Here is a 13,253-nt window from a genome sequence, read left to right as displayed (position 1 = left end):
TTGTCCCCAGTCAAGGCAAGGCCCCGACCTCCCCGCCCGCCAGATCTCGACAATTTGTCTCGATCCGCCGAACGGGATGACCAGGGCCAGGCACTCAATCAACGCCGAACTCAGTTACCGCTCGAGTTCAGTGCTTCGGTCAGTGCAGCTTCCACTTCACTGGCGCTTACGCGCAACGGCTTGTCTGCATCACGGCGACGCTTGCGCTCGCTGTGATAGGCCAAACCGGTACCGGCCGGGATCAGACGACCCACGACCACGTTTTCTTTCAGGCCGCGCAGGTAATCGCGCTTGCCGGTTACCGCCGCTTCGGTCAGTACGCGGGTGGTTTCCTGGAAGGAAGCCGCCGAGATGAACGATTCGGTGGACAACGACGCCTTGGTGATACCCAGCAGTACGCGAGTGAACTTGGCAAGGAACTTGTCCTCGTTCGCCAGGCGCTCGTTTTCTACCAGTACGTGAGTCAGTTCCATCTGGTCGCCCTTGATGAAGCTGGAATCACCGGACTCGGAGATCTCAACTTTACGCAGCATCTGACGCAGGATGGTCTCGATGTGCTTGTCGTTGATCTTCACGCCCTGCAGACGATAAACGTCCTGGATCTCGTTCACGATGTACTTGGCCAGCGCACTCACACCCAGCAGACGCAGGATGTCGTGTGGATCGCTCGGACCGTCGGAGATAACTTCGCCGCGGTTTACCTGTTCGCCTTCGAAGACGTTCAGGTGACGCCACTTAGGAATCAGCTCTTCGTACGGATCGCTACCGTCGTTCGGGGTGATAACCAGGCGGCGCTTGCCCTTGGTCTCTTTACCGAACGCGATGGTGCCGCTGACTTCAGCCAGAATCGAGGCTTCTTTCGGACGACGAGCTTCGAACAAGTCGGCAACACGCGGCAGACCACCGGTGATGTCGCGGGTCTTCGAAGTTTCTTGCGGGATACGAGCGATAACATCACCGATCGCGATCCGCGCACCGTCCGCAACACCGACCAGGGCGTTGGCCGGCAGGAAGTACTGAGCGATTACGTCAGTACCTGGCAGCAACAGATCCTTGCCGTTGTCGTCGACCATCTTCACGGCCGGACGGATGTCCTTGCCTGCAGCTGGACGATCTTTTGCGTCGAGCACCTCGATGTTGGTCATACCGGTCAATTCGTCAGTCTGACGCTTGATCGTGATGCCTTCTTCCATGCCCACGTAGGTCACGGTACCTTTCATCTCGGTGACGATTGGGTGAGTGTGCGGATCCCACTTGGCCACGATGGCACCAGCGTCGACCTTGTCGCCTTCCTTCACCGAAATCACGGCACCGTACGGCAGCTTGTAGCGCTCGCGCTCACGACCGAAGTCGTCGGCAATCGCCAACTCACCGGAACGGGACACGGCGACCAGGTGACCGTCGACACGCTCAACATGCTTCAGGTTGTGCAGGCGGACAGTACCGCCATTCTTCACCTGAACGCTGTCGGCCGCGGAGGTCCGGCTTGCCGCACCACCGATGTGGAACGTACGCATGGTCAGCTGGGTACCCGGCTCACCGATGGACTGGGCAGCAATAACGCCGACCGCTTCACCGATGTTCACCTGGTGACCACGTGCCAGGTCGCGACCGTAGCACTTGGCGCAGATGCCGTAGCGGGTTTCACAGCTGATCGGCGAGCGCACGATCACTTCGTCGATGCTGTTGAGCTCGATGAATTCGACCCACTTCTCGTCAACCAGGGTGCCAGCAGGAACGATGACGTCCTCGGTACCCGGCTTGAATACGTCACGGGCGATGACACGACCCAATACGCGCTCACCCAGCGGCTCAACAACGTCACCGCCTTCAATGTGCGGAGTCATTACCAGGCCATGCTCGGTGCCGCAATCGATCTCGGTCACGACCAGATCCTGGGCAACGTCTACCAGACGACGAGTCAGGTAACCGGAGTTCGCCGTTTTCAACGCGGTATCCGCAAGACCCTTACGAGCACCGTGAGTGGAGATGAAGTACTGGAGTACGCTCAAACCTTCACGGAAGTTCGCAGTAATCGGGGTCTCGATGATGGAGCCGTCCGGCTTGGCCATCAGGCCACGCATACCGGCGAGCTGACGGATCTGCGCAGCAGAACCCCGCGCACCCGAGTCGGCCATCATGTACATCGAGTTGAAGGATTCCTGGTCGACTTCCTTGCCATGGCGGTCGATGACCTTCTCTTTCGAGAGGTTGGCCATCATGGCCTTGGATACTTCGTCGTTCGCCTTGGACCAGAGGTCGATCACCTTGTTGTACTTCTCGCCCTGGGTTACCAGGCCGGACGCGTACTGGCTTTCGATCTCTTTCACTTCTTCGGTGGCTGCACCGATGATGCGGGCTTTTTCATCAGGGATAACGAAGTCGTTAACACCGATGGAAACGCCGGAGATGGTCGAATAGGCAAAACCGGTGTACATCAACTGGTCAGCGAAGATCACGGTCTCTTTCAGACCAACCACGCGGTAGCACTGGTTGATCAGCTTGGAGATCGCCTTTTTCTTCATCGGCAGGTTGACGACATCGAAGGACAAGCCTTTCGGCACGACCTGGAACAGCAGCGCACGGCCGACGGTGGTGTCGACGATACGAGTGTTGGTCACGCTGTTGCCATCACGATCGTTTACGGTTTCGTTGATCCGCACCTTGACCTTGGCGTGCAGTGCGGCTTCGCCGGCACGGAACACACGGTCAACTTCCTGCAGGTCCGCGAACACACGACCTTCGCCCTTGGCGTTGATCGCTTCACGAGTCATGTAGTACAGACCCAATACAACGTCCTGGGACGGAACGATGATTGGCTCACCGTTGGCTGGCGACAGGATGTTGTTGGTCGACATCATCAACGCACGCGCTTCGAGCTGGGCTTCCAGCGTCAGCGGTACGTGCACGGCCATTTGGTCGCCGTCGAAGTCGGCGTTGTACGCAGCACAGACCAGCGGGTGCAGCTGGATAGCCTTACCTTCGATCAGTACCGGTTCAAACGCCTGGATACCCAGACGGTGAAGGGTCGGTGCACGGTTGAGCAGCACTGGGTGTTCGCGAATCACTTCGGCGAGAACGTCCCAGACCTCTGGCAGCTCGCGCTCGACCATCTTCTTGGCCGCCTTGATGGTGGTTGCAAGACCACGCATTTCCAGCTTGCCGAAGATGAACGGTTTGAACAGTTCCAGGGCCATTTTCTTTGGCAGGCCGCACTGGTGCAGACGCAGGGTCGGGCCTACGGTAATTACCGAACGACCGGAGTAGTCAACACGCTTACCGAGCAAGTTCTGACGGAAACGACCCTGCTTACCCTTGATCATGTCAGCCAGGGATTTCAGAGGACGCTTGTTCGAACCGGTGATAGCGCGGCCACGACGACCGTTGTCGAGCAATGCGTCCACCGCTTCCTGCAACATACGCTTTTCGTTGCGCACGATGATGTCCGGAGCGGACAGATCGAGCAGGCGCTTCAAGCGGTTGTTACGGTTGATCACCCGACGATACAGATCGTTGAGGTCGGAAGTCGCGAAACGACCGCCATCGAGCGGAACCAGCGGACGCAGGTCTGGCGGCAGTACCGGCAGAACGGTCAGCACCATCCACTCTGGCAGGTTGCCGGAACCCTGGAAGGCTTCCATCAACTTCAGACGCTTGGACAGCTTCTTGATCTTGGTTTCGGAGTTGGTTTGCGGAATCTCTTCACGCAGACGACCAATCTCGTGCTCCAGGTCGATAGCGTGCAGCAGTTCGCGGACAGCTTCGGCACCCATGCGGGCATCGAAATCGTCGCCGAACTCTTCCAGCGCTTCGAAGTACTGTTCGTCGTTGAGCAGCTGACCTTTTTCAAGAGTGGTCATGCCTGGATCGATAACGACATAGCTCTCGAAGTAGAGAACGCGTTCGATATCACGCAGGGTCATGTCCATCAGCAGGCCGATACGGGACGGCAGCGATTTCAGGAACCAGATGTGGGCAACCGGCGAGGCCAGTTCGATGTGCGCCATGCGCTCACGACGAACTTTTGCCAGCGCGACTTCAACGCCGCACTTCTCGCAGATCACGCCGCGATGCTTCAAGCGCTTGTACTTACCGCACAGGCACTCGTAATCCTTTACCGGGCCAAAGATCTTGGCGCAGAACAGACCATCACGCTCGGGTTTGAACGTACGGTAGTTGATGGTTTCCGGTTTTTTTACTTCACCGAACGACCACGAACGGATCATCTCAGGCGAGGCCAATCCAATACGGATGGCGTCGAACTCTTCGACTTGACCCTGGTTTTTCAGCAAATTCAGTAGGTCTTTCAAGGCCTTTCCTCCTGGCGGAGCAGAGAGCGGGCAAAACAGCCCCGCTCTCGATTCGCGTCACGTGTTATTCGGTTTCCAGATCGATATCGATGCCGAGGGAACGAATTTCCTTGATCAACACGTTGAAGGACTCGGGCATGCCCGGTTCCATACGGTGATCGCCGTCCACGATGTTTTTGTACATCTTGGTCCGGCCGTTCACATCGTCCGACTTCACTGTGAGCATTTCTTGCAGAGTGTATGCAGCACCGTATGCTTCCAGTGCCCAGACCTCCATCTCCCCGAAACGCTGACCACCGAACTGCGCCTTACCACCCAGCGGCTGCTGGGTAACCAGGCTGTAAGAACCGGTAGAACGAGCGTGCATCTTGTCGTCTACCAAGTGGTTCAGCTTCAGCATGTACATGTAGCCAACGGTAACCGGACGCTCGAACTTGTTGCCGGTACGACCATCGAACAGCTGCATCTGGCCGCTTTCTGGCAGGTCCGCCAGTTTCAGCATGGCCTTGATTTCGCTTTCCTTGGCACCGTCGAACACCGGGGTAGCCATTGGAACGCCGCCGCGCAGGTTCTTCGCCAAGTCCAGGATTTCCTGGTCGGAGAAGGTGTCCAGCTCTTCGTTGCGCCCGCCGATCTCGTTGTAGATCTCGTGCAGGAACTTACGCAGGTCAGCGACCTTGCGCTGCTCTTCGATCATGCGGTTGATCTTCTCGCCCAACCCTTTGGCCGCGAGGCCCAGGTGAGTTTCGAGAATCTGACCAACGTTCATACGCGAAGGTACGCCCAACGGGTTGAGAACCACATCGACCGGGGTGCCATTGGCATCGTGCGGCATGTCTTCAACCGGCATGATCACGGAGACCACACCCTTGTTACCGTGACGACCGGCCATCTTGTCGCCCGGCTGGATGCGACGACGGATTGCCAGGTAAACCTTGACGATTTTCAGCACGCCTGGAGCCAGGTCATCGCCCTGCTGCAGTTTGCGCTTCTTGTCTTCGAACTTGTCGTCCAGCAGACGACGGCGATCAACGATATAGGCCTGGGCCTTCTCGAGCTGCTCGTTCAGAGCATCTTCAGCCATGCGCAGCTTGAACCACTGGCCATGCTCAAGACCGTCGAGGACTTCGTCGGTAATCTCCTGACCTTTCTTCAGGCCGGCGCCGCCTTCGGCTTTGTGGCCGACCAGGGCGGAGCGCAGACGTTCGAAAGTCGCGCCTTCGACGATACGGAACTCTTCGTTCAGGTCCTTGCGGATCTCGTCGAGCTGAGTCTTCTCGATCGACAGTGCGCGAGCGTCACGCTCAACGCCGTCGCGGGTGAAGACCTGTACGTCGATGACGGTACCCTTGGTGCCGGTAGGCACGCGCAGGGAGGTGTCTTTCACGTCGCTGGCTTTTTCACCGAAGATTGCACGCAGCAGCTTCTCTTCCGGAGTCAGTTGGGTCTCGCCTTTCGGAGTGACCTTGCCGACCAGGATGTCGCCCGCGCCAACTTCAGCACCTACATAAACGATACCGGCTTCGTCCAGCTTGTTCAGTGCAGCTTCACCCACGTTCGGGATGTCCGCAGTGATTTCCTCTGGGCCAAGCTTGGTGTCACGAGCCACACAGGTCAGTTCCTGGATGTGGATCGTGGTGAAGCGGTCTTCCTGGACCACACGCTCGGACAGGCAGATGGAGTCTTCGAAGTTGAAGCCGTTCCATGCCATGAACGCGATGCGCATGTTCTGACCCAGCGCCAGTTCACCCATGTCGGTGGACGGGCCGTCGGCCATGATGTCGCTGCGCTGAACCCGATCACCTTTGCTTACCAGCGGACGCTGGTTGATGCAGGTGTTCTGGTTGGAGCGGGTGTACTTGGTCAGGTTGTAGATGTCGACACCGGCTTCGCCCGGCTCTACTTCGTCATCGGCAACACGAACCACGATACGGCTGGCGTCGACGGAATCGATCACACCGCCACGACGAGCCACGACGCAAACGCCGGAGTCGCGCGCAACGTTGCGCTCCATGCCAGTACCTACCAGCGGCTTATCGGCACGCAGGGTCGGTACAGCCTGACGCTGCATGTTCGAACCCATCAACGCACGGTTGGCGTCGTCGTGCTCGAGGAACGGGATCAGCGACGCTGCAACCGACACTACCTGCTTCGGCGATACGTCCATCAAGGTGACGTCTTCCGGCGCCTTGACGGTGAACTCGTTCAAGTGACGAACAGCTACCAGCTCGTCGGTCAGGACTTTCTTGTCGTTCATCGTGGCCGAAGCCTGGGCGATCACGTGATCAGCCTCTTCGATGGCAGACAGGAACACGATCTCGTCGGTGACCAGGGCGTCTTTCACCACACGGTACGGGCTTTCGAGGAAGCCATACTGGTTGGTGCGCGCATAGGCGGCCAAAGAGTTGATCAGACCGATGTTCGGACCTTCCGGCGTTTCGATCGGGCATACACGACCGTAGTGAGTCGGGTGTACGTCACGAACTTCGAAGCCTGCACGCTCACGGGTCAGACCGCCTGGGCCGAGTGCGGAAACACGACGCTTGTGGGTGATCTCGGACAGCGGGTTGTTCTGGTCCATGAACTGGGACAGCTGGCTCGAGCCGAAGAATTCCTTCACCGCCGCGGCCACTGGCTTGGCGTTGATCAGGTCTTGCGGCATCAGGCCTTCGCTTTCAGCCATCGACAGGCGTTCCTTGACCGCGCGCTCTACGCGCACCAGGCCAACACGGAACTGGTTTTCGGCCATTTCGCCTACGCAGCGAACGCGACGGTTACCCAGGTGGTCGATGTCATCGACGATGCCTTTGCCGTTACGGATGTCGACCAGGGTCTTGAGCACCGCAACGATGTCATCCTTGTTCAGCACGCCCGAACCTTCGATCTCGGTACGACCGATACGACGGTTGAACTTCATCCGGCCGACCGCGGAGAGGTCATAGCGCTCAGGGCTGAAGAACAGGTTGTTGAACAGGGTCTCGGCAGCATCCTTGGTTGGCGGCTCGCCAGGACGCATCATGCGATAGATCTCGACCAAGGCTTCCAGCTGGTTGCCAGTGGAGTCGATCTTCAGCGTGTCGGAGATGAACGGACCGCAGTCGATGTCGTTGGTGTACAGGGTCTCGATACGAACGACCTGAGCCTTGACGATCTTCGCCAGGATCTCGACGGTGAGCTCGGTATTGCACTCAGCGATGATCTCGCCGGTGGCTGGGTGCACGATGACCTTGGCGGTGGTGCGACCCAGGACGTAGTCCATCGGCACCTGCAGCTCTTTGATACCGGCTTTTTCCAGCTGGTTGATGTGGCGAGCAGTAATACGACGGCCTTGCTCGACAATAACCTTGCCCTTGTCGTCCTGGATATCCAGGACCGCGATTTCACCGCGCAGGCGCTGAGGCACCAACTCCAGGCTCAGGTTCTCACCTTGCACATGGAAGACGTTGGTGGTGTAGAACGCGTCCAGCACTTCTTCGGTGGTATAGCCGAGCGCGCGCAGCAGTACCGATGCAGGCAGCTTGCGACGACGGTCAATACGCACGAATACGCAGTCTTTCGGGTCGAACTCGAAGTCCAGCCACGAACCGCGGTAAGGAATGATGCGCGCGGAGTAGAGCAGTTTGCCGGAACTGTGCGTCTTACCACGGTCGTGGTCGAAGAACACGCCCGGGGAACGGTGCAGCTGGGAAACGATTACACGCTCGGTACCATTGATTACGAAGGTACCGTTCTCAGTCATCAGGGGGATTTCACCCATGTAGACTTCTTGCTCTTTGATGTCCTTGATCGCTTTATTCGACGATTCTTTGTCGAAAATGATCAGGCGCACTTTTACCCGCAAAGGTACGGCGTAAGTAACACCGCGCAATACGCATTCTTTGACATCAAATGCCGGTTCGCCCAGGCGATAACCGACGTACTCCAGCGCAGCATTGCCGGAGTAGCTGATGATCGGGAAAACGGATTTGAAGGCCGCATGCAGGCCCACGTCGCGGAACTGATCTTTAGTCGCTCCCGCTTGCAAGAATTCACGATACGAATCCAGCTGGATGGCCAGGAGGTACGGCACATCCATGACGTCCGGCAACTTGCTAAAGTCCTTGCGGATACGTTTTTTCTCAGTATATGAGTAAGCCATCAGCGTTCCCCAGCTTGGTCACCTGCTTGTTTGGCCCCTCCCGACGGGAGCAGCCAGAAAATCGTGCAAACCCCATGGTTTGCGCCACCACATCGGGTGGTTACAGCTCGCGATCAGCACCGACCCAGTCGGCTGCCAATAACGGAAAAAGGCCGGTGGCAAGAGCCACCAGCCATCAGCCTGTCGCTTAACGCTCGGGCTGGAGACGCAAAGTCGATGCTTACTTCAGCTCGACTTTAGCGCCTGCTTCTTCCAGTGCTGCTTTGGCTTTGTCAGCTGCGTCTTTGGCAACAGCTTCCAGAACCATGGCAGGAGCGCCGTCAACTACAGCCTTGGCTTCTTTCAGGCCCAGACCGGTCAGTTCACGTACTGCCTTGATCACGTTTACTTTCTTCTCGCCAGCTTCGGTCAGCATGACGTTGAATTCGGTTTGCTCTTCAGCAACGGCAGCGGCAACAGCTGGACCAGCGGAAGCAGCGGCAGCGGTAACACCGAATTTTTCTTCGAAAGCTTTGATCAGCTCAACAACTTCCATTACGGACATGTTGCCAACGGCTTCGAGGATATCGTTTTGAGAGATAGACATGACTCTAAATTCCTGGATTGGGGGACGGCCTACGCGACCATCGAAATAAACAAAAAACGCGAAAAGGAGTGTCGAGCCTTAGGCTGCGGCAGCTTCTTTCTGGTCGCGCAGTGCCGCCAGAGTACGAGCCAACTTGCTGGTAGCGCCTTGAATCACGCTCATCAGCTGGGAGATTGCTTCGTCACGGGTCGGCAGAGTTGCCAGTACGTCGATCTGGTTAGCTGCGAGGAACTTGCCCTCGAACGCAGCTGCCTTAATCTCGAACTTGTCCTGACCTTTGGCGAATTCCTTGAACAAACGGGCAGCAGCGCCGGGATGTTGGGTGGAGAACGCGATCAAGGTCGGGCCGGTGAACACGTCATTGAGGACACTGTATTCAGTGTCAGCAACAGCGCGCTTGAGCAGGGTGTTACGTACTACACGTACGTAAACGCCAGCTTCACGAGCCTCTTTACGGAGTCCGGTCATAGCGCCTACTGTTACGCCACGGGCATCAGCCACGACAGCGGACAGAGCAGCTTTGGCAGCCTCGTTGACTTCAGCGACGATGGCCTTCTTGTCTTCGAGTTTAATTGCCACGGGTTTAACTCCTGCTTGTTACCGTTTCATCCGATCGAAACCGAATGTCGTTTTGGTGTCTGATTCGGTAAGGAACCGGGAGCACCATCTGCGTAGGCTTGTGGTTTAAGACTTTCGTCGCCTACGGTCTTGGACAGCCCCCGCCAGGCAGGGACCCCAATATTTGATTGGCGCAATCGCTTGCGCCAACCTTTGTCTTACGCGTCGAGCGAGCTCTGATCGATGATCAGACCTGGGCCCATAGTGGTGCTCAGGGTAACGCGCTTGACGTAGATACCTTTCGAAGAAGCTGGCTTGATGCGCTTCAGATCAGCGATCAGAGCTTCAACGTTTTCCTTCAGCTTGACGGCGTCGAAGCCGATTTTGCCAACGGAAGTGTGAATGATGCCGTTCTTGTCGGTGCGATAACGAACCTGACCGGCCTTGGCGTTTTTAACCGCGGTGGCTACGTCTGGGGTTACGGTGCCGACTTTAGGGTTAGGCATCAGACCACGTGGACCGAGGATCTGACCCAACTGGCCTACAACGCGCATGGCATCCGGGGATGCGATCACGACGTCATAGTTCAGGTCGCCGCCTTTCATTTCAGCAGCCAGATCGTCCATGCCTACGCGATCAGCACCAGCGGCCAGAGCAGCTTCAGCTGCTGGGCCCTGGGTGAACACGGCAACACGAACAGTCTTGCCAGTGCCGTGTGGCAGCACGGTAGCGCTACGTACGACCTGGTCGGATTTACGTGGGTCAACGCCCAGGTTAACAGCAACGTCGAACGACTCGCTGAACTTGACAGTCGACAGCTCGGCCAGCAGAGCGGCGGCGTCTACAAAGTTGTAGGCCTTGCCTGCTTCGATTTTGCCGGCGATAGCCTTTTGACGCTTGGTCAGCTTAGCCATTACACACCCTCCACGTTAAGGCCCATGCTACGAGCAGAACCGGCGATAGTACGCACGGCTGCATCCATATCAGCTGCAGTCAGATCCGCGTTTTTGGTTTTCGCGATTTCTTCCAGCTGAGCACGGGTAACGGTGCCAACCTTAACGGTGTTTGGACGAGCGGAACCGCTGGTCAAACCTGCAGCCTTCTTCAGCAGAACCGAAGCAGGGGTGCTTTTTGTTTCGAAAGTGAAGCTGCGGTCGCTGTAGACAGTGATGATCACTGGAGTCGGCAGACCTGGCTCAAGACCCTGAGTACGGGCGTTGAAAGCCTTGCAGAATTCCATGATGTTCACGCCGTGCTGACCCAATGCAGGACCAACAGGTGGGCTTGGGTTAGCCTGAGCGGCCTTCACTTGCAGCTTGATGTAAGCGGTAATTTTCTTGGCCATGAGGCACTCCAATTACGGGTTCGAACGCCTCGAAAGGCTCCCCGGTTGCTTGCGCGTTTATCCCAGTGACGACAAAACCCCACAGCCTTGGGCTGCGGGGTTGGGATGCCTGTCCAATCAGACCTTTTCGACCTGACTGAACTCCAACTCTACCGGAGTAGAGCGACCGAAAATGAGCACCGCGACCTGAATCCGGCTCTTTTCGTAATTAACCTCTTCAACCGTGCCATTGAAGTCAGCGAATGGACCGTCGGTGACGCGTACAACCTCACCTGGCTCAAACAATGTCTTCGGCTTCGGCTTGTCGCTACCATCAGCGACACGACGCAGAATCGCTTCCGCCTCTTTATCTGTGATCGGCGCCGGCTTGTCGGCGGTACCGCCAATAAAGCCCATCACCCGAGGGGTATCCTTGACCAAGTGCCAAGTCCCTTCGTTCATATCCATCTGTACCAGCACATAGCCTGGAAAGAACTTACGTTCACTTTTGCGCTTCTGGCCATTACGCATTTCAACCACTTCTTCAGTGGGAACCAGAATCTCGCCAAAGCCATCTTCCATGCCTGCCAGCTTCACACGCTCTATCAACGAGCGCATAACATGCTTCTCGTAACCCGAGTAAGCATGCACAACGTACCAACGCTTAGCCACGGGACACCCTTAGCCAACAATCAAGGAAACAAGCCAACCGAGCAGGGAATCGAGCCCCCACAGCAGCAACGCCATCACCAAAACAACAGCCACAACGATCAACGTGGTCTGCGTGGTTTCCTGGCGAGTCGGCCATACGACTTTACGAATCTCGGTGCGAGCTTCCTTAGCGAGTACAAAGAAAGACTTGCCCTTGGCTGTCTGCAGGCCTACAAAGGCAGCTACAGCAGCAATGGCAAGCAATGCAAGTACACGGTACAGGATCGGCGAAGCAGAAAAATACTGATTGCCAACAACGCCAACAACCACCAAAGCGACTACCACTAGCCACTTGAGCAGATCGAAGCGAGAGCCTTGAGCTTCAGCTTTAGGAGTCATCTATGAAGATCCTGTGAAAAGAAAGCCAGACACACCGAGTGAATCTGGCAGGTCAGGAGGGAATCGAACCCCCAACCTACGGTTTTGGAGACCGTCGCTCTGCCAATTGAGCTACTGACCTAAAACAAAATCAGGCCGACCATTATGCCGGCCCGAAAAAGACATTACAACTATTTACTCGATGACTTTGGCTACGACGCCGGCGCCGACGGTACGACCGCCTTCACGGATAGCGAAACGCAGGCCGTCTTCCATCGCGATGGTCTTGATCAGAGTGACAGTCATCTGAATGTTGTCACCTGGCATTACCATTTCAACGCCTTCTGGCAGCTCGCAGTTACCAGTCACGTCAGTTGTACGGAAGTAGAACTGTGGACGGTAGCCTTTGAAGAACGGAGTGTGACGACCGCCTTCTTCCTTGCTCAGAACGTAGACTTCTGCGGTGAACTTGGTGTGCGGCTTGACGGTGCCTGGCTTGACCAGAACCTGGCCACGCTCAACGTCGTCACGCTTGGTGCCGCGCAGCAGTACGCCGCAGTTCTCGCCAGCACGACCTTCGTCGAGCAGCTTGCGGAACATTTCAACGCCGGTGCAGGTCGTTTTCTGAGTGTCGCGCAGACCGACGATCTCAACTTCTTCCTGGATACGGACGATGCCACGCTCAACACGACCAGTCACAACAGTACCGCGACCGGAGATCGAGAATACGTCTTCGATTGGCATCAGGAACGGCTTGTCGATAGCACGCTCTGGCTCTGGGATGTAGCTGTCCAGAGTTTCCACCAGCTTCTTGACAGCAGTGGTGCCCATTTCGTTGTCGTCTTGGCCGTTCAGAGCCATCAGAGCCGAACCGATGATGATTGGAGTGTCATCACCTGGGAAGTCGTAAGTGCTCAGCAGGTCGCGCACTTCCATCTCAACCAGTTCCAGCAGCTCAGCGTCGTCAACCATGTCAGCCTTGTTCAGGAAGACAACGATGTACGGAACGCCTACCTGACGGGACAGCAGGATATGCTCACGGGTTTGTGGCATCGGACCATCAGCGGCCGAGCAAACCAGGATCGCGCCGTCCATCTGGGCAGCACCGGTGATCATGTTTTTTACGTAGTCGGCGTGACCTGGGCAGTCAACGTGTGCGTAGTGACGCACGGACGAATCGTATTCAACGTGAGCGGTGTTGATGGTGATACCGCGAGCTTTCTCTTCCGGGGCGCTGTCGATCTTGTCGAAGTCAACCTTGGCCGAACCGAAAACTTCGGAGCAGACACGGGTCAGAGCAGCGGTCAG

At 56.9% G+C, this 13,253-nt stretch carries 9 protein-coding genes and 1 tRNA gene; all 10 read right to left on the bottom strand.

Annotated elements, in window-relative coordinates; genetic code table 11:
• Positions 1-110: 110 nt before the first annotated feature.
• Positions 111-4,310, bottom strand: coding sequence for a DNA-directed RNA polymerase subunit beta' (gene rpoC, locus ACLK1G_RS23195; protein ID WP_420767525.1), 4,200 nt, complete (start codon positions 4,308-4,310; stop codon positions 111-113).
• Positions 4,311-4,374: 64 nt separating this feature from the next.
• A complete protein-coding gene (rpoB, locus tag ACLK1G_RS23190) occupies positions 4,375-8,448 on the bottom strand; it encodes a DNA-directed RNA polymerase subunit beta (RefSeq protein ID WP_420767524.1) in 4,074 nt (1,357 codons plus the stop codon).
• Positions 8,449-8,668: 220 nt separating this feature from the next.
• The gene (rplL, locus tag ACLK1G_RS23185; protein WP_007970414.1) at positions 8,669-9,034 is read right to left on the bottom strand and encodes a 50S ribosomal protein L7/L12; all 366 of its coding nucleotides are present in this window, start codon (positions 9,032-9,034) and stop codon (positions 8,669-8,671) included.
• Between the two features lie 78 nt (positions 9,035-9,112).
• Entirely contained in the window at positions 9,113-9,613 is a 501-nt protein-coding gene (rplJ, locus tag ACLK1G_RS23180; protein ID WP_003206099.1) for a 50S ribosomal protein L10, read from the bottom strand.
• A 197-nt stretch (positions 9,614-9,810) separates the two neighbouring features.
• Complete coding sequence (rplA, locus tag ACLK1G_RS23175; RefSeq protein ID WP_030138521.1) at positions 9,811-10,506, bottom strand: 50S ribosomal protein L1; 696 nt, start codon at positions 10,504-10,506, stop codon at positions 9,811-9,813.
• Entirely contained in the window at positions 10,506-10,937 is a 432-nt protein-coding gene (rplK, locus tag ACLK1G_RS23170; RefSeq protein ID WP_003176435.1) for a 50S ribosomal protein L11, read from the bottom strand. The genes rplA and rplK overlap by 1 nt, the downstream gene beginning before the upstream one ends.
• Before the next feature lie 117 nt (positions 10,938-11,054).
• Positions 11,055-11,588, bottom strand: coding sequence for a transcription termination/antitermination protein NusG (nusG, locus tag ACLK1G_RS23165; RefSeq protein ID WP_010443972.1), 534 nt, complete (start codon positions 11,586-11,588; stop codon positions 11,055-11,057).
• A 9-nt stretch (positions 11,589-11,597) separates the two neighbouring features.
• Positions 11,598-11,966 (bottom strand): preprotein translocase subunit SecE, encoded by a 369-nt coding sequence (secE, locus tag ACLK1G_RS23160; protein ID WP_024776457.1) that lies wholly within the window; start codon positions 11,964-11,966, stop codon positions 11,598-11,600.
• Between the two features lie 45 nt (positions 11,967-12,011).
• Positions 12,012-12,087: transfer RNA gene (locus ACLK1G_RS23155), tRNA-Trp, on the bottom strand.
• Between the two features lie 53 nt (positions 12,088-12,140).
• On the bottom strand, positions 12,141-13,253 hold a 1,113-nt coding region (gene tuf, locus ACLK1G_RS23150; RefSeq protein WP_420767523.1), incomplete at its 5' end, for an elongation factor Tu.

The sequence above is a fragment of the Pseudomonas algeriensis genome, from assembly GCF_048847255.1.
Lineage (GTDB): Bacteria > Pseudomonadota > Gammaproteobacteria > Pseudomonadales > Pseudomonadaceae > Aquipseudomonas.
This window is presented reverse-complemented; position numbering and strand designations above follow the sequence as displayed.